Source organism: Streptomyces sp. G7(2002), from assembly GCF_028870195.1.
GTDB lineage: Bacteria > Actinomycetota > Actinomycetes > Streptomycetales > Streptomycetaceae > Streptomyces > Streptomyces nigrescens.
This window is the reverse complement of the sequence record NZ_CP102609.1, coordinates 6,150,262-6,169,511: the sequence shown is the minus strand read 5'-3', so window position 1 is coordinate 6,169,511 and position 19,250 is coordinate 6,150,262. Positions and strand designations below refer to the sequence as shown.

The following is a 19,250-nucleotide window of genomic DNA, read 5'->3' as shown; positions in this document are numbered from 1 at the left end:
CCATCCTCTCCCAACGGGGGCCGGTGAGCCGGGAGCGGAGGGAGTTGTCCACAGGCCTGCCGGAAATCGTGCGGACGCGGAACACTGTGCGTGCGGGGACGATCACCGCTGGAGACTGCTGGAACTGCTGGAGGGGGATGGCATGCCGGGCTCACTGGCTGTGCTGCGCGACGGCCACCGGGCGGAAGCGGAAGCGCTGTTGACCAGGGCGATCGAGGAAGAGGTGCGGCGCTCGGGCGGGCGGCTCGACGGGGACACGCTGCTCAGCAGGGCGCGCTCGGCGCTGGAGGAGCTGGCGGGCAGCGCCGCCGAGGAGTACACCGCGTACGTCCGGGCGCTGGACGAGGCTGCCGCCGGTCAGCCCTCGCTGGGCCGGCGGCTGACCCGCAAGGAGCTGGGGACCCCGGCGGTGGCGACGGCCGCGGCGGCGGTGGCGGCCTGCGGTGCGGACCTCGTGTACGGCACGGGCGCGGCCGCCGCGCTGGGCGCGGGCGCCGCCGTGGTGGTCGCGGGGGCGGCGGCCACGGTCGTGAAGCTGACCGCGGGCCACTGGCCGGCGGCGCACCAGGAGGCCGGGAGGCGCGGCCAGCCGGGCGGCGCCCAGCAGCTGCGGCTCCAGTGGCTGACCGCACTGGAGGTGCGGGGCATCCGGCCGTTCCTGGACCAGCAGCGGATGCTGACGGCGGCGGCCCGCGGCAGCGGCACGGCGTCCAAGCCGGCCGCCGCGACGGCCACCCGTGGGCCGCAGTTGCGCGGCGCCGACCGCAGCGCGGCGGCCCGCCAGCGGTCCGTTCTGGAGCATTCGTTCGCCCAACTGCCGCGTCCAGAGGGCCCGTTCGCCGGGCGCCGCGCGGAGCTGACACAGATCGCCCAGTGGGTGCACGCGGCCCGCGCGAGCACGGAAACCAAGCCGACGGTGGTGGTGCTGCACGGCGAGCCGGGGTCGGGCCGGACGGCGCTGGCGGTGCGGGCCACCCATCAGCTGCGCGATCAGTTCCGTGGCGCGTGTGTGGTGGATCTGCGCAGTGACACCCCCGGGGAGGTGCCGCTGCCGACCCGGGACGCGCTGCTGCATCTGCTCAACCGGCTGGGCGCACCGCGCGAGCAGCTGCTGTTCCGTGAGCGGCCGTCCCAGGAGCAGCACGTCAAACGGCTCACCGAGCTGTACCACCACCATCTGACCGGTCTGCCGGTGACGGTGCTGCTGGACGACGCCGCGGATCCGGAGCAGGTGCGCACGCTGGTGCCGGAGCGGTCCGACAGCCTGGTGCTGGTCACCTCCCGTACGCCGCTGGAGCTGCCCGAGGACCTCCAGGCATGGGTGCATCAGCTGCCGGTGGGAGAGCTGGACGCCGCGGGCACCGAAGAACTGCTGCGGGCCACTGCCGCGGGCGGCAACGAGGGACCGGACGCGGCGGGTCCCTACGACTCGCGGGCGATCGAGGAGATCTCCGGGCTGTGCGCGGGGCTGCCGCTGGCGCTGCGGGTGGCGGGCTCCTCGCTCGGTGCGCGCACCGCCGCCGCGCTGGCCACGGACCTGGCGGCCCATGAGCAGCGGTCGCCGGTGGAGCGTGCGCTGTGGCTGCGCTACTCCGACCAGTCCGAGACGGCCCGGCGGCTGCTGCGCCGGCTGGCGCTGGTGGGCCGGGCGAGCCTGGGGGCGGCGGCCTCGGCGGCGCTGCTGGGTGTCGAACAGGCCGAGGCGGAGCGGCAGCTGACGACGCTGGCCCGCGCGGGGCTGATCGAGCATGTCCGCGGCGAGCGCTACCGTCTGCATGCCCTGGTGCACCGCTTCGCGCACGACCGGCTGGTGGACGAGGAGGATCCGGGCGAGCGCGGCGCGGCCCAGGAGCGGCTGATCCGCGGCTATGCGGAGCTGGCCGACTCCGTCATCCGGCTGGTCGACGGCCGTACCTCCACCCGTGCCGACCGCTTCGGCTCGCACGGCTTCACCTCCCTGGACGCGGCCCTGCAGTGGCTGGACGACGAGACCAGCTTCATCACGTCCGCGCTGCGCCATGCCGACCACGGCGTGGACCAGGCGGCGGTCTCGCATCTGCTGGGCGCGCTGGCCGACTACTGCCTGCTGCGCGGCGATCTCTACCGGCTGGGCGAGCTGAGCGAGCTGACCCGGGCCGTCGGGCAGGGGCTGCTGGTCCGCTCGGTGCAGTGGCGCACGGGTGTGGCGGCCCGGCAGCTCGGCGAGCTGGACAAGGCGCGGACCACCCTGTCGTCGGTGGTCGATCTGTATTTCGAGGCGCAGCATCCGGCGGGCGCCGCCCGTGCGCTGCGCGATCTGGGCATCACGCTCCAGCAGCAGGGCAATCTCACCGAGGCCTCGGCCAAGCTCCGGGAGGCGCTGGAGCTGCAGTCCGGCGCCGATATGCACGGCGACCGGGCGTGGACGCTGCACGCCCTGGCGGCGGTGGAGCGGGACCGCGCGCAGATCGCCGAGGCCCTCACCATGCTGCGCGAGGCGCTGGAGCTCCACGAGGAGAGCGAGAGCGTGCACGGCCAGGCCTGGGCGCACTTCCAGCTCGGCCAGGTGCATCTGCGGAGGGGCGATGTGCCGGCCGCGGAGCGCGCCCTGCAGGCGGCGATGGAGCTCTACGGCCGTACCCACGACGAGCGCGGCGAGGCCTGGGCGATGACACAGCTGGCGCGCGCCCGGCTGGTGGACGGCGATCCGGGTCCCGCGGTGGACCAGCTGCGGCAGGCGCTGCCGCTGCACCATCAGCACGAGGACGCCCGCGGTGAGGCCTGGACGATGTACTACCTGGGCCAGGCGCTGGAGGAGCGCGGCGAACACGATGCGGCGCTGCGGCAGCTGGAGCGGTCCCGGACGATGTTCAGCCGGATGCAGGACGGCTACGGTCTCGCCTGCGCCCGGCACCATTCGGGGCGGGTCACCCGTGATCTGCGGGCCGAGCAGACCGGCTCACTGCGCAACAGCGGCTTCGCCCGGCAGCTGCTGCAGGACGCCCGTAAGGACTTCCAGCGGATCGGGGTGCCGCACGGGGAGGCGTGGTCCTGCCTGGAGTTGCTGATCATCGACGCCGGCAACGGCCGGGCGGCGCAGGCGCTGGAGCTGGCCGACGAGGCGGCGCGGCTCTTCGCCGGCTACGGCGACCGGCGGGGCGAGGACTGGGCGCGGTTCCTGCGCTGCACGCTGCTGCCGCTCGCCTCGCCCGGCGGCTCCGTGGTGGGCGCGGCCGTCGCCCAGGAGGAGCTGGCGCAGCTGGTCCGGGAGAAGCATGCGGCCCGCGATTCCAAGCTGGAGGACTGTGCGGAGGCGTTCGCGCTGCTGCTGGACCGCGGGGTGGAGCCGGAGTCGGGGTGGCAGGCATGGCGGCTGGGCATGGTGCCGAACCGCCATGCGCGCGAGGTCATGGGGGTGCTGATCGCACCGGCCGGCACGGAGTGACGGCAGAGCGGGCCGGGGAGCGCCGCCGAGCACGCCGGGGCTCGCCGCCGCCGTCCGTACGCCGGTGACGCCCCGAGGGCGGACACGCCCCCGGGCGTCCGGGCCCGGCTCGCCGGCCGCTCGGACCGACGAGCCGCCGGGCCGGTCAGCCGGCCGTGTCCATCGGCCGGCCGTCGACCGCCACCCGGTCTCCATGGACCACCCGGTCCACACGGAGCGGCCGGCCCCGTGGGCCGAGCGGTCCTCGCGGCGGGGCCGGCGGCCCCGCCGTCAGCTGGTCTTCGGCTCGGTGGCCGGTGCGGCGGCGGAGGCGGTGGTGCCTGCCTCGCCGCCGTCCGACTGCTCCTCGAAGTCCACCTTCTTCATGTGCTTGTTCATGGACTTCATCAGCAGCCACACGGCGCCGCCGATGACCGCGAAGACGATGAAGCCGAGGACGCCGGGGGTCACCTTGTTCTTGTCGAAGCTGTCGGCAAGGGTGACGAAGTGCGTCAGGGCGAGGGTGCTGGTCGCGCTCATCATGGGGTCAATTGTTGCGGATGCCCGCGAAGAGGTCGTCCTCGGGGAGGGAAGTGTCCACGAGCGACTTCGCGAGCTCGTACTCCTCCGTCGGCCAGACCTCGCGCTGGATGTCCATCGGCACCCGGAACCACCCGCCGTCGGGGTCGATCTGGGTGGCGTGGGCGATCAGCGCCTTGTCACGGATCTCGAAGAATTCATCGCACGGGACATAGGTGGTCAGCGTGCGCTCCCGCTGCTCGAACTGCTTCCAGCGCTCCAGCCACTCGCCGTAGGGCGAATCCATCCCGCGTGCCAGCAGCGCCTCGTGCAGCGCGACCGTACGGGGGCGGTTGAAGCCCTGGTTGTAGTAGAGCTTCTGGGGCTGCCAGGGCTCACCGGCCTCCGGGTACTTCTCCGGGTCGCCGGCCGCCTCGAAGGCCACCATCGTGATCTTGTGGGTCATGATGTGGTCCGGGTGAGGATAACCGCCGTTCTCGTCGTAGGTCGTGATGACCTGCGGCTTGAACGTCCGGATCAGACGGACGAGGGGCTCGGCCGCCGCCTCGACGTCCTGCAAGGCGAAGCAGCCGTCGGGCAGCGGCGGCAGCGGGTCCCCCTCGGGCAGCCCGGAGTCGACAAAGCCCAACCACTCCTGCTTGACGCCCAGGATCTCCCGGGCCTCGTCCATTTCCTTCTTCCGTACCTCGTGGATGTTCTCCTCGATGTACGGATCGCCCTGGAGTTTGGGGTTGAGGATGGATCCTCGCTCACCGCCTGTGCAGGTGGCGACCAGCACGTCCACCCCCTCGGACACGTACTTGGCCATGGTGGCCGCACCCTTGCTCGACTCGTCGTCGGGGTGGGCGTGAACCGCCATCAATCGCAGCTGCTCAGTCAAGACTCGATCCTCAATGAAGGGCCGGAGAAGATGCCTCCTATAGTGACCGAAGCGAGGGGGCACTGTATTCCCAGGGGCGGGGACCCCCCGGGGGTTCATGGTTCAGGTCCCCGTACCCAGGAGGACTGATCATGACCGCGGTGCGCGAAGGGCTCCCCGACGGACGCTACGGCCGCTCCGCGGATGAGCGCGCGGACCGCAAGCTCAAGATCATCGGCGCGGTGCTCGGTGCCGCGCTGCTGGGCGTGATCGGCTGGTCCGGCATCTCGTACATCTCGGGCCAGGACCTCAGCGGCCGCGTGATCGGCTGGGACGCGGTCTCCGACCACGCCCTCAAGGTCCATCTCGAGGTCGTCAAGGACGCCGACACCACGGGTGTGTGCACGCTCCGCTCCCAGGCCGAGGACGGCTCCGAGGTCGGCCGCAAGGACATCACCGTCGACCAGCGCTCGGGCCAGGTGGACACCGAGGTCACGGTGCGGACGACGAAGCGGGCGACCAACGCCGTGCTCGTCGGCTGTACGGCGTCCGGCGCCCGCTGACCCCACCGTCGGCCGCTCGGCCCCACGAGCCACCACCGCCGTCGGCCGCCCGGCCCACGGCCCACGGCCCACGGCCCACCGCCACCGTCTGCCCCCGGCGCCACGAGCCACCGAGCACACGCACCGGCCACACGCCCGCACAGCGGGTCAACCGCACGCTCCGTCCCACCCGCCTCACTGGCCACGGCAGGCATCAGGCGTGTCGTGACCGCCTCTGACCAGGCATGATGTGCTCCTGTGCGGTCGCTGTGAATTTCCTCTTCCCCGTTTTGTGCCGGAATTGTTAGGCTCGTGGTTTCGCCCACCTGTGAAGGCGCAAACCTTCCTGGTAGGGCGTTTGATTTATCCCCAGTACCGACGAGGAGCACCTGTGACCCAGACCAGCGAGAACGTCACCTGGCTGACCCAGGAGGCGTATGACCAGCTCAAGGCCGAGCTGGAGCACCTGTCTGGTCCCGCACGCGCCGAGATCACCGAAAAGATCGCGGCGGCCCGCGAGGAAGGTGACCTGAAGGAGAACGCCGGGTACCACGCGGCCAAGGAAGAGCAGGGCAAGCAGGAACTGCGTGTCCGCCAGCTCACCCAGCTGCTGCAGACCGCCAAGGTCGGCGAGGCCCCTGCCGCGACCGGCGTCGTCGCTCCCGGCATGGTCGTCACCATCGCGTTCGACGGGGACCCGGACGACACGCTGTCGTTCCTCCTGGCCTCCCGGGAGTACGCGAGCTCGGACATCGAGACCTACTCCCCCCAGTCGCCGCTGGGCACCGGCGTGAACGGCAAGAAGGTCGGCGCCGAGGCGGAGTACGAGCTCCCCAACGGCAAGACGGCGACCGTGAAGATCCTCGACGCCAAGCCGTACACCGGCTGAGTCCGAGACACCGCAGACGGCGAAGCGGCCCGGAGCGTGATGCTCCGGGCCGCTTCGCCGTGTCGTGGACCGTGTCGTACGCCGCGTCCGTGGGCCGCAAGGCCGTCCCGGGGCGGCTCAGGCCGCGGCCGACCGGTACTTGCGGACGGCCAGCGTCCGGAAGACCGCGATGATCAGCACGGACCAGATCACCGAGGCCACCACCGGGTGCTCCATCGGCCAGGCGCCGGTCACCGACTTCGGCACCCCGGCGCTGGTGTTGCCGAACAGCTCCCGGGCGGCGGCCACCGTCGCACTGAACGGGTTCCACTCCGCGACATGCTGCAGAAACGCCGGCATGCCGTTGACCGGTACGAACGCGTTCGAGATGAAGGTCAGCGGGAAGAGCCAGATCAGCCCGCCCGACGTGGCCGCCTCGGGCGTGCGCACCGAGAGGCCGATGAGCGCGCCGATCCAGGAGAAGGCGTAGCCGAGCAGGAGCAGCAGCGCGAAGCCCGCCAGCACCTCGGCGAGGCTCTCGTGGGTGCGCCAGCCGATCAGCAGCGCGACGATCGCCAGCACCACCAGCGTCAGCGCGGTCTGTACGAGGTCGGCGAGGGTCCGGCCGGTGAGCACCGCGCCCCGGGACATCGGCAGCGACCGGAACCGGTCGATGAGGCCCTTGTGCATGTCATCGGCGATGCCCGCGCCGGCCCCCGCCGTGGCGAAGGTGACCGTCTGCGCGAAGATCCCGGCCATCAGGAACTCGCGATAGGCCTGGGCGTCGCCCACCGGGGCGCCGGGGATGTTGATGGAACCGCCGAAGACGTAGGTGAACAGCACCACGAACATGATCGGCTGGATGAGTCCGAAGATCACCACTTCGGGGATGCGGATCATCCGGATCAGATTGCGCTTGGCGACCACCAGGGAGTCGCGTACGGAGCGGCTGAATCCGCCGCGTGGCTGCGGGGTCCGGACGGGGGCGCCGCCGGCCGCTTCGGTCACCGTGGTCACTTCACGCCCTCCTTGTCGGTCGTCGGGCCCGCGCCCACGGCACCGGCCGACGCACCTGTCCCGTCCGGTCCGGCCTTGCTGCCCTTCTTCTGCCGCCCGACGGCGCCGCCGCCCTCCTTGCCGCCGTCGGCGCCGTTGCCGTCCGCCGTCTCGGCGGCATGGCCGGTCAGCGAGATGAACACGTCGTCGAGGGTCGGGCGGCGCAGCCCGATGTCATCTATCTCCACACCGCGGAGGTCGAGTTCGCGGATGACCTCGGCGAGCAGCTTGGCGCCGCCCGCCACCGGGATCGTGAGCTTGCGGATGTGCGGATCGACGGTGCCCTCGCCCTTGCCGAAGCCACGCAGGACCTCGTCGGCGACGGTGAGGTGCTCGGGGGCGTGCACGACGACCTCGACGCGCTCACCGCCGGTGCGCGCCTTGAGCTGGTCGGAGGTGCCGCGGGCGATGACCTTGCCGTGGTCGACGACGCAGATGTCGTGGGCGAGGCGGTCGGCCTCCTCCAGATACTGCGTAGTGAGCAGCAGGGTCGTGCCGCCGGCGACCAGCTCCTGTATGACGTCCCACAGGCCCTGGCGGTTACGGGGGTCCAGTCCGGTGGTCGGCTCGTCCATGAACATCACGGGCGGGCTGACGACCAGTGCGGCCGCGAGGTCGAGCCGGCGGCGCATACCGCCGGAGTAGGTCTTGGCGGTGCGGTCCGCGGCATCGCCGAGATGGAAGCGTTCCAGCAGTTCAGCGGCTCGCCGCTTCGCGTCGCGCCCGCTCATCTGGTAGAGCTGGCCGACCATTATCAGGTTCTCGCGGCCGGTCAAGTACTCGTCGACGGCGGCGAATTGGCCGGACAGGCCTATCGAGCGCCGCACTGTGTCGGGGTGCGCGAGAACATCGATCCCGGCAACCACCGCCTTGCCCCGGTCGGGCTGGAGCAGGGTCGTCAGGACCCGTACTGCGGTGGTCTTGCCGGCACCGTTGGGGCCGAGCATTCCGAGGACTGTTCCTTCGGGGACGTCGAGGTCGACGCCGTCCAGTGCCCTCACGTCGCCGAAGGTCTTCACCAGACCTTCGGCGTAAATGGCGCCTGGCATAGGGGTACTCCCATGACTTGGGTCAGTTCCAGGTCGAATATTACGGTTGGCGGTCTATGCCTGCTCTGTGGGCATTTGTCCGCAACGGAACGCCATGACGCACCGGCACCCCGCAGCCGCGATACTACTGCGCAAACGCGATACATCGCGATACATATTTCAGTTTTGCCGCGCACCGGTGGAGGGGAACGGACACTCGCCGACGCGTGTGGGGCGCCACGGTATACCCGTGACGCCCCATGGCCCCATCCCTTTTCGGCGTCTTTGGCGCCCGCCTCAGTCGGCGACGACGTACCCCGCCTCGTCCAGCGCCGCGCGCAGTTCGTCGCAGTGCGCCGGCCCCTTGGTCTCCAGATGCAGCTCCACCTCGACCTCGGTCAGACCGAGCCGCGGATCCGTGCGCACATGGCCCACATCGAGGACGTTCGCATCGGCCACCGACAGCACCCCCAGCAGCGTCGCCAGCGCCCCCGGCCGGTCCGTCAGCCGCAGCCGCAGCGAGAGATAGCGTCCGCCGGCCGCCATACCGTGCCGCAGGATGCGCTGCATCAGCAGCGGATCGACATTGCCGCCGGACAGCACCGCGACCACCGGCCCCTCGAAGGACTCCGGATCGGCGAGCAGCGCCGCCACCGGGCTCGCCCCGGCCGGCTCCACCACCAGCTTCGCCCGCTCCAGGCACAGCAGCAGCGCACTGGAGAGCTGGTCCTCGGTGACCGTACGGACCTCGTCCACCAGCTCCTCGACCATCCCGAAGGTCACCTCGCCGGGCCGCCCGACCTTGATGCCGTCCGCCATCGTCGACAGCCCCTCGATCGCCACCGGACGCCCGGCCGCCAGCGACGGCGGATAGCAGGCCGCACCCGCCGCCTGCACCCCGACGACCCTCACATCCGGCCGCAGCGCCTTCACCGCGAGCGCGATCCCGGCCACCAGCCCGCCGCCGCCGACCCCGACGACGATGGTCCGTACCTCCGGGCACTGTTCGAGGATCTCCAGGCCGACCGTGCCCTGACCGGCGATGATGTCGTGGTGGTCGAAGGGGTGGATGAAGACCGCGCCGGTCTCGCGCGCGTGGTCCTGGGCGGCGGCCAGCGTCTCGTCCACCACATTGCCCTGCAGCCGCACCTCCGCCCCGTATTCACGGGTCGCTGCGACCTTCGGCAACGGGGCGCCGACCGGCATGAACACCGTCGAGCGCACCCCCAGCAGGGACGCCGCCAGCGCCACCCCCTGCGCATGGTTGCCCGCGCTCGCGGCCACCACACCGGCCGCCCGCTCCTGCGCCGAGAGCCCGGCGATCCGTACGTACGCGCCACGGATCTTGAAGGAGCCGGTGCGCTGGAGGTTCTCGCACTTGAGGTGCACGGGCGCGCCGACCAGCCCGGACAGATAGCGACTGCCCTCCATCGCGGTGGCCCGGGAGACACCGGAGAGCATCTTGTGCGCCGCCCGGATGTCGTCGACCGTGATCGCGGCCATCGGACCCTCGGCGGGAAGCGCGGATGCGGCGGTCTCGGGCGGCGTACGCGGCGTGTGGTCGGCCATATCGCCAGTCTTGCAGTTCGCCCACCGGGGAGCCTTTTCTGCCCGAATGGCGATCAGGTGCGGCGGCGGGCGGCCGCGCGGCCGTGCCCCGTACGGCCGCGCGGGGGCTACGTGCCGTTATCGGAATGGACAGCGCAGGTACGCTCCGCGCCGGGTCCGCGTACGCTGTCCCCCATCCATTCGCACATCCATCGAAGCGAGCTCCCGGCCATGCCCACCACTTCGGACATGACGACCCACACCGACCCCGCTCTCCTCGACGCGCTGCAGCACCAAGTGGCCGTCTTCGCCCGCCGCGCAGAACAGAGCCGGCTCGGCGGCGTCGGGCAGGCGCGCAACTCCATGGACCGCGCCGCGTATCTGCTGCTCAACCGCCTGGACCAGGAAGGCCCGATGGGCGTCAAGGCCCTGGCCGCCGGGATGGGCATCGACTCCTCGACGGTCACCCGGCAGGTCGCCCCCCTGGTCGACTCCGGTCTGGTCAGCCGCGCCACCCACCCCGAGGACGGCCGCGCCGTGGTGCTCCAGCTGTCCGAGCGCGGGCGCGCGCGTCTGGACGAGGTACGCACCTCGCGCCGTGCGCTGATGGCCCTGGTGACGGAGCAGTGGTCCGAGGAGGAGCGCACCGCCTTCACCGCCCTCCTGACCCGCTTCAACGCCTCCCTCGCCGACATCACCGCGTCCTTGACGCCGGCCGGCCCGACGTCCTGACGCCCGCGCACCTCGCGCCCCACCGGCTGCCGGCCGGCTCCGCCCGCTGACCGCCCGGCCCGTCACGCCTCTTGACCGGCTGCCCGCACCGCCGTGCCCTAGGGCCTGTCTTCAAAGTCGCGTCGCGAGGCAGCCGGGACTTTGAAGACAGGCCCTAGGAGCCCAGGAGGCCGGGCGTCCGTAGTCCGGGAAGCGCGGTGCGAGAGCGACGGCCGGCGCAGGAACGCCACCACGCCCGGGAGTTCAAGCGGTTCACGGCGGGCCGGCCGCTGCGCACCGCCACCCTGCTGCCCCCGAACCCGCCTCCCGGCCCGCACCGGCCGCCGGGGAGTTGGCTGATCCGCCGCAGACGCGCACGGCGCTCGGCCGTCTGCTCGCGCCCCTCGCCAACTCCTCGGTGGCCCTCGCCCGGGCGGTCACGGCCCGGCCGTGGCTGCCGCACCCGCCGGCCCACACCACCCCTCGCACGGAGGGGTGGTGAACGGCAGGTCCGGCGACCCGTCCCGTCAGCCCAACGCCTGGGCGAGGTCGGCCAGCAGGTCGTCGACGGACTCGATGCCGACGGAGAGGCGCACGAGGTCGGCGGGGACCTCCAGCAGCGACCCGGCCGTCGAGGCGTGCGTCATCCGCCCCGGGTGCTCGATCAGCGACTCGACGCCGCCCAGCGACTCACCGAGGGTGAACAGCTTGGCCCGGTTGCAGACCTCCACCGCTTCCTGCTCGCCGCCCGCGACCCGGAACGACACCATGCCGCCGTAGGACCGCATCTGCTTGGTGGCCACCTCGTGGCCCGGGTGCTCGGCCAGCCCCGGGTAGTACACCTGGGTCACCTTGTTGTGCGAGCTCAGCAGCTCCGCGATCCGCTCCGCGTTGGCGCTGTGCCGGTCCATACGGACGGCGAGCGTCTTGATGCCGCGCATCACCAGCCAGGCGTCGAACGGCCCGGCGACCGCGCCCATCGCGTTCTGGTGGTAGGCGAGTTCCTCACCGAGGGTGTCGTCGTTGACGACCAGGGCGCCGCCGACCACGTCTGAGTGGCCGCCCATGTACTTGGTCGTGGAGTAGACCACCACGTCCGCGCCGAGGGCGAGCGGCTGCTGCAGGTAGGGGCTGGCGAAGGTGTTGTCGACGACGAGCTTGACCCCGGCGTCCCGGGCGACCGCGGCGAGCGCCGAGATGTCGCTGATGCCGAGCAGCGGGTTGCTGGGCGTCTCCACCCAGATCGCCTTCGTACGGGGCCGCAGTGCGGCGCGTACGGCCTGCGGGTCGGAGGTGTCGGCCACCGACCACTCCACGCCCCAGCGCTCGACGACCTTCGAGATGAGGCGGAACGTACCGCCGTAGGCGTCATTGGGGATGACGACATGGTCACCGGGGGTCAGCAGGGTGCGCAGCAGGCAGTCCTCGGCAGCGAGGCCGGAGGCGAAGGCGAGGCCGCGGCGGCCGCCGTCCAGGGCGGCGAGATTCTCTTCCAGGGCGGTACGGGTCGGGTTGGCGCTGCGGCTGTACTCGTAGCCGCCGCGGAGCCCGCCCACGCCGTCCTGCTTGTACGTGGATACCTGGTAGATGGGAGGTACCACCGCACCGGTCGCCTCATCAGGCTCCTGACCTGCGTGGATGGCAAGGGTTTCAAAATGCTGGTGGCGCTCTTCGCGCTGTTCGCTCATGCCTGCCGAGGGTAGTCGTCCGCGCAACCGAACTTTCCGGAACTTTCTGGTTGGCTGGATAGTGGATACATACGAGGATCCGTACACCGGTTCCCGTCGTCCGCCCGCCGCACACCGCCCACCGACCCCTCCGCCCGCGTCTCCGCCCCGCTCCGCCCCCAGGCAGCCGTTACAAGAATTTCAGGTACAGGACACCTCTCATGGACGCTCTGCTGGTTCTCTTCGCCGCGCTCGCGCTCGGCGGCCTCGTCTTCCTGCCCTGGATGCGACGCCGACGGGCCGTGCAGCACACCCGGCAGGGCCTGGTGGTGGCCGCCGACCCGATGGCCGGCTACGGCTTCGTACCGCTGGAGGAGCTGGACGTCCGCCTGCCCGGTCCGGACCAGGAACTGGCCGACGCGCTCGCCGAGATGCGCCGGACGCACGACTGGCGCCCGGCCGCCGAGCTGCTGAAGTCCACCGGCGACGACTGGGAGCGCCGCTGGCAGCGGGTGCAGACACTGGCCGGCGCCGCCGCCTTCGAGCTGGCCGCGGAGGAGGCGTCGGAGCAGCAGCGGCGCGGTACGGCCCCCGGGTACGGCGACGGCGGACGGACCGGCGGGATCTGGCTGCGCACCTGGCGCTCGGAGGCCCCCAAGGACCCCGGCGGCGCCCAGACGCACGCCCAGTTCCTCGTGGTCCAGGCGCTGCGCGATCCGGGCTCCCAGGACTTCCGCATGATTCTGGAAGAGGCCCGTACGGTCTGCCGGGAAGCGGCGCTGCTGGCCCCCGGCAGCCCGGTCCCGTACATCACCGAGCTGGCGATCGCCCGCGGCCTGCACGACCGCCCCGCCGACTACGAGGAGCTCTGGACCAAGGTCGCCCAGCGCGCCCCGCAGCACATGGGCGCCCACCTCGCCGCGCTCCCCTACTGGTCGCAGAAGTGGCACGGCTCCCGCGAGCAGGCCGAGGCCTTCGCCGAGCGCGCCGCGGCCGCCGCCCCCAAGGGGACCCTGCTCCCGGCCCTCCCCCTCTTCGCGGTCTACGAGCACCTCCCCGAGGCCAACATGGTCCGCAGCCTCTACCAGAGCGCGGTCGTCGAGCGCGCGATCGAGGGCGCCCACTTCGCGCTCCGCGAGGCGCCCGCCGACCACCCCATGGCACCGCACGTCCGCCATCTCCTGGTCTGGTTCCTGGTACGCGCCGAGCGCTACGCCGAGGCCATGGAACAGCTCCGCCTCGTCGACGGCCACGTGGGCGCCGTCCCCTGGTCCTACGGCCGCAGCCCCGCCGCCGAGTACGCCGCCTACCGCGCCCTGGCCATCGCCGGCTGGGAACAGCTCGGCGGCACCTCCGCGGGCTTTCCGCCACCTGGGAGCTGACTCCGGAGGCCAGATCCTGGAGGCCGGAACCTGGAGGCCGGACCCGGAGACGGAACCTGGAGACCGGATCCCGAAGGCCGGACCCACAGGCCAGCCCCGGAGGCCGGATCCCACAGGCCACACCCCACAGGCCAGACCCCACAGGCTGGCCCCCGCAGACAGCTGGAGCCGGAATGCCTCCCGGCTCCCCGGCGTTACCGTCATAGTCACTGCGCTCAGGCCCGCTCGCCCGCTCGCCCGCTCGCCCGCCCTCCCAGGAGACCGATCCACATGCTGTTCTCCCGCTTCAAGAACCACCTCCCCACCCCGGAGGAGGCGCTCGAAGGCCGCCCCGAGCGGGCTTTCGCCGTCCCCGACCGGCACACCGTCCTCGGCAACCCACTGCTCGGCCCGTACCCGGACGGCCTGGAGATCGCCGACTTCGGGCTGGGCTGCTTCTGGGGCGCCGAGCGGAAGTTCTGGCAGACCGAGGGCGTCTGGACCACCCTCGTCGGCTACCAGGGCGGCCACACCCCGAACCCCACCTACGAAGAGGTCTGCAGCGGCCACACCGGCCACACCGAGGCCGTCCGCGTCGTCTACGACCCGGCCGTCGTCCCCTACACATCCCTCCTGAAGCTCTTCTGGGAGTCCCACGACCCCACCCAGGGCTTCCGCCAGGGCAACGACGTCGGCACCCAGTACCGCTCCGCCATCTACACCCACTCCCCCGCCCAACAACACTCCGCCGAAGCCTCCCGCGACGCCTACCGCCCCGTCCTCCACAACGCCGGCCACACCGACATCACCACCGAAATCCTCCCCGCCACGGGCCGCCCCTTCTACCCGGCAGAGGGCTATCACCAGCAGTACTTGGACAAGAACCCGGCGGGGTACTGCGGGATCGGGGGGACGGGGGTCTCTTGCCCGATCGGCGTGGCCAGGGCGGATGGCTGAGCAACTGTCGTCGCAAGCGACGACAACCCTGCAGGCGCTGCTGGCCGGCCCGGATCCAGTGAGCAGCGCCCTGCTGGCCCAGATTCCACACACACGGGTGGTGGGCAGGTGCGGCTGCGTGACGGTCGATCTGGACGTGGACCGTACGGCTGCGGTTCCTGCACCGTCGCACGACAATCCGGCCGTTGATGCCTGGTACGACGCCCCGCACTCGGCCGGAGTCATGGTCTGCACCGAGGGCGGCTACCTCTCCCTCCTGGAGATCTACTCAATCTCCGACGAACCGATCACCGCATGGCCAGACCCTCGCTTCATCGAACGATGAGCACGTGAGGGCACGCACCAGCAGGACTTGGCCAAGAACCCGGCGGGGTACTGCGGGATCCGGGGGGCGGGGGGGCGGGGGTCAAGCTAAGTGCCCCGTCCGAAGGCGACTGGGGCTCGTGTCCGACGGGGATCGCGCCCGTCGAGGACTGACCTTGGGAATCTCGGCCGGAACAGGGCGTACGGACTAACGCCCCGCTTGGCACGGATGACATAGCCAGGCAAATCACGCAACCAGCACGCATTCGCCTACCTGCGCTGCTTTCCAGCCAAGGAGGGGCAGCACCGTACAGACTGCGGGAGCAGACCCACCAAAATGCAGGCCATGGCAACCTCGGGGGCAGCAGGAAAAGGGCTAGGTGGTCTGGGCAAGTGGTGGGGGGTCCTAAGTGGCCTTCTGCTGATCGCCGCGTGGATCAACCATGCAGCAGGACCAGTCGTGGTGATCGTGCTTTCAGCAGTCACTACCGCGTGGTGCTTCTTCCGAGCCCCTGTTACGTGTGGTGCTCCGGTCCGAGGGAGAGATGACGGCTGCCGGAACAATGCTTCGGGACTTCTCATGGGATGTCCGCAGGTCCGCCAGCACCGCTGGGAGAGGCTTAAGGTGTTGGTCCTCCGACGCCAGCTACGCGCCTTCTGCTCGGGCCTGTTCTCGGACGGCAAGGCCATCATCGTCACGCTCGCAGGCGTAGGGAGCTTCGTCTCCGGTCTCGTCGCCCTTGTCCCAGGCGTCGTCATCCACTGACCGGCCGAGCCAATCACGGGGCAAGACACCCCCTTAGGGACGAGCGTGAGCGGCCAGATGGGCATGACTCCGGCCAGGGACTGACCTCGGAGTCGTCACCCCAGGTAGGGGCGCTCCCGATGCTCCAGGAAGTGCTGGATACGGAGCTGCTGCGTGTGGTGCATCGGGAGATCGCCGATCTCATCGGGGTGGACGAACCGCAGCTCCGTGGACTCGTCCGAGATGGCAAGCTTCCCTCCGACGACGCGTGCCGTGAAGCACACGTTGAACTGCCGCCGTACCTCCCCGTCCGTGTAGGCGATCACATGACGGGGATCGGTGTACGTCCCCACCAGCCCCGTGATCTCCACATCGAGCCCGGTCTCCTCCTGGACCTCCCGGACCGCGGTGCCGGGAAGGGAGTCGGTCATCTCCATGCCGCCTCCGGGCAGGGCCCAGAGGTCGTTGTCCCGGCGCCGCTGGAGCAGGATGTGGCCCTCGTCGTCGGTCACCACAGCTGAAGCGGCAACGACGAGGCTGTTGGGCTCGGGGGCATCGGGATCGTCGTAATACTCGGTGCGCGACAGGGTTCACTCCTCGAGTACAGGCTTCGCCGTCGTCCAGACCGCGTCGAAGCTCTGGGCGTAGGTGTCGAAGATGCCACCATCCCCGTTGCGACGAAGGTGCCATACCGGTGCCATAGGCGTTCACGCCCCAGACATGGGCATTGGCCAGAAGCTGATCGTCCGCCCGGTAGATGGAGTTGTACAGCGTGGTTCCGTGGGTCCGGATCTCGACTCCGGGTACCCCGAGGAGCGGCCGGTAGTGCATGAGAGCGAGCTGGCAACGCGATTCGATGCCGTGCCCGAACCGTTCCTCCTCGCCACGCTGCCGCACGTTCTCGCTCTCCGCATCACCCAATGCGATGCGGACGGAGCACCCTTCGGCGGCACGCTCACGGAGCAGATCGTTCAGGCGCGGAAACCCCTCGTGCAGGAAGACCGCCGCGTACACGAGTACGTCGATGTTCTCGCGGGCCTCCGCCATCATGTCCGCGAACGTGGATACGGGAACGTCCGCCCGCTGGTCGTACAACGCGACCAGCTCTGAGCTGACAGCGCGGGCAGAGCGTGCTTGCCTGAGCGCCGGCCAAAGTGCATGCACGTCTTCTCCTAACGTCTCAGCCGCCAGCAGGGCCGTCGCCCGTCGAGGGATCCGGCCCAAGTTGACCCACCGCTCAACGGACTTGGGGTCCACCTGAGCCCTGGCTGCGAGGGTGGCGTGGGTCCACCCTCCGGCTGCCATGGCGGCTCGAAGCCTCTCGTTCGGTATCCGCAGTCTCTCCCTGGAAGTTGGGACGTTGCTAGGGACGTTCTACCTCCTCCGGGACGTCCCGAAATGGGTTTTGGGCGAGGTTCCTACGTCCTGGGCGTCGCCGTGATCCTCCTTGCATGAGCGACAAGAAAGCCCCTTCGGTGGGTACTTTGACGCTGGACACCAGGAGCGGCCGGGTCGGCCGGGTCATGGACGTCATGTGGTCGCACGTACAACTACGTCCGCCCCAAGGCAGGATCGAATGGGACGCACGTCCGGAGGATCTACGTCCGCTCGGTTCCTGTGACGATCTGAGCTCACGAGTGGCAGAACTCAACGCTCACAGCAGGAGCGGGCTGTGACCAGGTCCGTCTTCCGCCATCTCAGATGGACGATGGGACCGGAGACCGCTCCGGAAGCCCCCGAGATGGTGCACGAGTTGGAGTGCATGTCCTGCGACGCCGCAGCAGACCCCTCGGAAGAGTTCGAGACCGCACGCGACTGGGCCTTCTCACATACCGGCCAAAACCCCACGCACCGCCAGTATCGCGAGACCGTCACACGCTTCTGGCGCATGACACCGACGGACGGTGAGTGCCTGTGAGACAGCGATTATTCAGCGTTCTGATCGTGGCCTTCTGTGCGGCGATAGTCGTGCCGCTTGTCGTCATCAGTACCCCTGACAACGGCTGACCCAAGACATGTGAGACCGGACCACCCCTCGCCTGGACAGCATCCGGGGTGGTCCGGTCCGGAGCCCTCGCGGACCCCGGTGCCGATGGCACTGGGGCCGCAGTCATGCCCGTTGACCGGCGGGTGACCTGCCCCAGGTAATCAACTACTGCTCCTGGGAGTGACGTTCTGTGCAGCACGATCCGATGGATCCGAACTTCGACGGCGAGGCTCTGGAACCGGACGGCTGGATGTGGGTACGCGGAGTGGACTACGTGGCCGGCTGGCGGAGCCCGGTGGACGCTGCGACGGAGCTGAAGGGCGCGATGGATGAGGCGGGCATCGACACGGCTGAGATCATGTGGACGGCATCGACAACAACTGACGGCTCGGGAGTACTCCGGCTGTCACTGCCCGTGGAGGCCGCCCTAGCTCTGGCCAACGCAGCGCGAGAAGAAGCGCTCAGGTGGCGAAGGGCCGGCGCTTAGGGTGCTCGAAGCTGCTGCGCGCCGTGCGCCTCCTTCACGCTCGCTGCTTTGTAAGCCTGGTGGTGATCTCCGCGATGTATCTGCTGGACGATAACCGGGCGGCTAGCTCCGGCCTCACTAGGGGTGCGGGGACCGTTCGGCGCCCGTTGACCATGGTTGCCCCTCCGTTCTGGCGCACATCTGGCACGCCTTGGTTCGCAGCCCGCCTGAACCTCAACCGACGACAGTCAGCCACGACGGTGGGTGTGCCGACCGATCAGGCGCGCGTGTGCCTCGCGGTACCAGTTCCTGCCTCAGCCACTCTCCCCGTTTATAGGCACACCCCCTGCAGCCAGCTGGTAGGAACGCTGATCGACCACCGCATTAGGAGTTCGACCCCCTCGGCCTTCCGGGGAGCCACCCGACCCCGCTGACCATGCCAGACCGCCTAGATGTGCTGGCATCCGGCGCCGTTGATGTCACTTGTGGATGTCAGAGCGGACCAACTGCGTGCGCTCGCCAGCACTATGGTCCAGCGGTTGACCTGGAGCGCATCGCGGCAGAGATCATGGCGAACTACCAAGCACTCGACGAGGGCGCCGCTCTGCGGCACCGCTTCCGCCATGCCGTCGAGGAAGGCGGGCTCTGGTACATCTAGGCCCGTGCAGCCACTGGAAGGTCATTTTGTGGACACCCGCGACCAGTCCTTGCTGTTCCCCGTGGTTCCCCGCAGGATCTGGCACGCGAATGGCACGGCCCTTCGTAGAGTCGTCGGGTAGAAGGTGGACTTGGGAACGCTTGAGCCTCAGCGCACGACAGTCAGCCACGCTGGTGGGTGCGCCGACGGACCCTGCGCGCGTGTGCCAGCGCACTCACCGCCGGGCCTCGACCAGGCTGCTCGGTGACGTCTGTCAGAACAAGCCCTGGCGGCGGAAGTGGAGGGGTGGAACTGGTTAACGTCTACGGCGTCGTGTATGCCGATGCCGTCGATATTTCGGCTAACTGAGTCTGGGCCGGTACACGCGCTGGCCATCCCCGGCTCACCGTGGGTCCAATTCGTGCCTGAGATCCCCTCGCACCCACGAGCCCAACAACCCGGCGCCTGGCGGTGTTCAGCCCGCCGCTCATTCCATTCCTCGGCGTGCGAGGACACCACACTCGACGTAGTCTGGAACGCAAAGACGCGAGGGAAACGAAAGCGTCCGAGCA

At 70.1% G+C, this 19,250-nt stretch carries 19 protein-coding genes and 1 pseudogene; 12 read left to right on the top strand and 8 right to left on the bottom strand.

Annotated elements, in window-relative coordinates; genetic code table 11:
- Positions 1 to 142: 142 nt before the first annotated feature.
- Positions 143 to 3,424, top strand: a complete 3,282-nt coding sequence (locus NUT86_RS26305) for a tetratricopeptide repeat protein (RefSeq protein WP_274737875.1) — start codon at positions 143 to 145, stop codon at positions 3,422 to 3,424.
- 270 nt (positions 3,425 to 3,694) lie between these two features.
- Here NUT86_RS26305 and NUT86_RS26300 read toward each other — a convergent pair whose 3' ends face one another.
- Positions 3,695 to 3,946: a hypothetical protein gene (locus NUT86_RS26300; protein WP_266439064.1), complete on the bottom strand. Its 252-nt coding sequence runs from the start codon at positions 3,944 to 3,946 to the stop codon at positions 3,695 to 3,697.
- Between the two features lie 4 nt (positions 3,947 to 3,950).
- Entirely contained in the window at positions 3,951 to 4,823 is an 873-nt protein-coding gene (gene mca / locus NUT86_RS26295; protein WP_078885506.1) for a mycothiol conjugate amidase Mca, read from the bottom strand.
- Between the two features lie 131 nt (positions 4,824 to 4,954).
- Between mca and NUT86_RS26290 the strand changes: the two genes are divergently transcribed.
- A complete protein-coding gene (locus tag NUT86_RS26290) occupies positions 4,955 to 5,365 on the top strand; it encodes a DUF4307 domain-containing protein (RefSeq protein WP_159486422.1) in 411 nt (136 codons plus the stop codon).
- 370 nt (positions 5,366 to 5,735) lie between these two features.
- Positions 5,736 to 6,233, top strand: coding sequence for a transcription elongation factor GreA (greA, locus tag NUT86_RS26285; protein ID WP_018089268.1), 498 nt, complete (start codon positions 5,736 to 5,738; stop codon positions 6,231 to 6,233).
- 117 nt (positions 6,234 to 6,350) lie between these two features.
- Here the strand turns inward: greA and NUT86_RS26280 are convergent, their stop codons facing one another.
- From NUT86_RS26280 to ilvA, 3 genes are all read right to left on the bottom strand, one after another.
- Entirely contained in the window at positions 6,351 to 7,229 is an 879-nt protein-coding gene (locus tag NUT86_RS26280; protein ID WP_174876339.1) for an ABC transporter permease, read from the bottom strand.
- Positions 7,226 to 8,317, bottom strand: coding sequence for an ATP-binding cassette domain-containing protein (locus NUT86_RS26275; RefSeq protein WP_274737873.1), 1,092 nt, complete (start codon positions 8,315 to 8,317; stop codon positions 7,226 to 7,228). Before NUT86_RS26275 ends, NUT86_RS26280 begins: the two co-directional genes overlap by 4 nt.
- 276 nt (positions 8,318 to 8,593) lie before the next feature.
- Positions 8,594 to 9,865: a threonine ammonia-lyase gene (ilvA, locus tag NUT86_RS26270; RefSeq protein ID WP_018089265.1), complete on the bottom strand. Its 1,272-nt coding sequence runs from the start codon at positions 9,863 to 9,865 to the stop codon at positions 8,594 to 8,596.
- 210 nt (positions 9,866 to 10,075) lie between these two features.
- Between ilvA and NUT86_RS26265 the strand changes: the two genes are divergently transcribed.
- Entirely contained in the window at positions 10,076 to 10,576 is a 501-nt protein-coding gene (locus NUT86_RS26265; RefSeq protein ID WP_018089264.1) for a MarR family winged helix-turn-helix transcriptional regulator, read from the top strand.
- A gap of 331 nt (positions 10,577 to 10,907) precedes the next feature.
- On the top strand, positions 10,908 to 11,057 hold the full coding sequence (locus NUT86_RS26260) for a hypothetical protein (RefSeq protein WP_274737871.1): 150 nt from the start codon (positions 10,908 to 10,910) through the stop codon (positions 11,055 to 11,057).
- A 25-nt stretch (positions 11,058 to 11,082) separates the two neighbouring features.
- Here NUT86_RS26260 and NUT86_RS26255 read toward each other — a convergent pair whose 3' ends face one another.
- Positions 11,083 to 12,243, bottom strand: coding sequence for a cystathionine gamma-synthase (locus NUT86_RS26255; RefSeq protein WP_109892297.1), 1,161 nt, complete (start codon positions 12,241 to 12,243; stop codon positions 11,083 to 11,085).
- A 200-nt stretch (positions 12,244 to 12,443) separates the two neighbouring features.
- Between NUT86_RS26255 and NUT86_RS26250 the strand changes: the two genes are divergently transcribed.
- The 4 genes from NUT86_RS26250 (at position 12,444) to NUT86_RS26230 (ending at position 15,609) form a co-directional block, all read left to right on the top strand.
- A complete protein-coding gene (locus tag NUT86_RS26250) occupies positions 12,444 to 13,604 on the top strand; it encodes a hypothetical protein (protein WP_266439045.1) in 1,161 nt (386 codons plus the stop codon).
- 270 nt (positions 13,605 to 13,874) lie between these two features.
- Complete coding sequence (msrA, locus tag NUT86_RS26245; RefSeq protein WP_093637426.1) at positions 13,875 to 14,540, top strand: peptide-methionine (S)-S-oxide reductase MsrA; 666 nt, start codon at positions 13,875 to 13,877, stop codon at positions 14,538 to 14,540.
- Positions 14,533 to 14,865, top strand: a complete 333-nt coding sequence (locus NUT86_RS26240) for a hypothetical protein (RefSeq protein WP_274737867.1) — start codon at positions 14,533 to 14,535, stop codon at positions 14,863 to 14,865. The genes msrA and NUT86_RS26240 overlap by 8 nt, the downstream gene beginning before the upstream one ends.
- A gap of 603 nt (positions 14,866 to 15,468) precedes the next feature.
- Positions 15,469 to 15,609, top strand: coding sequence for a hypothetical protein (locus NUT86_RS26230; RefSeq protein WP_228332523.1), 141 nt, complete (start codon positions 15,469 to 15,471; stop codon positions 15,607 to 15,609).
- 95 nt (positions 15,610 to 15,704) lie between these two features.
- Here NUT86_RS26230 and NUT86_RS26225 read toward each other — a convergent pair whose 3' ends face one another.
- Together NUT86_RS26225 and NUT86_RS26220 are read right to left on the bottom strand one after the other, a co-directional pair.
- Positions 15,705 to 16,175 (bottom strand): NUDIX domain-containing protein, encoded by a 471-nt coding sequence (locus NUT86_RS26225; RefSeq protein ID WP_274740627.1) that lies wholly within the window; start codon positions 16,173 to 16,175, stop codon positions 15,705 to 15,707.
- A 3-nt stretch (positions 16,176 to 16,178) separates the two neighbouring features.
- Positions 16,179 to 16,893 (bottom strand): annotated as a pseudogene (locus NUT86_RS26220) (XRE family transcriptional regulator).
- A 146-nt stretch (positions 16,894 to 17,039) separates the two neighbouring features.
- Here NUT86_RS26220 and NUT86_RS26215 point away from each other — a divergent pair.
- The 3 genes from NUT86_RS26215 to NUT86_RS26205 all read left to right on the top strand — a co-directional run bounded on the left by NUT86_RS26215 (position 17,040) and on the right by NUT86_RS26205 (position 18,062).
- Positions 17,040 to 17,264, top strand: coding sequence for a hypothetical protein (locus NUT86_RS26215; protein ID WP_274737865.1), 225 nt, complete (start codon positions 17,040 to 17,042; stop codon positions 17,262 to 17,264).
- Positions 17,261 to 17,506: a DUF7848 domain-containing protein gene (locus NUT86_RS26210; protein ID WP_274737864.1), complete on the top strand. Its 246-nt coding sequence runs from the start codon at positions 17,261 to 17,263 to the stop codon at positions 17,504 to 17,506. Before NUT86_RS26215 ends, NUT86_RS26210 begins: the two co-directional genes overlap by 4 nt.
- 274 nt (positions 17,507 to 17,780) lie before the next feature.
- Positions 17,781 to 18,062 carry a hypothetical protein gene (locus tag NUT86_RS26205; RefSeq protein WP_274737862.1) on the top strand — a complete coding sequence of 94 codons (282 nt, stop codon included), beginning with the start codon at positions 17,781 to 17,783 and terminating at the stop codon, positions 18,060 to 18,062.
- The last annotated feature ends 1,188 nt before the right edge of the window (positions 18,063 to 19,250 follow it).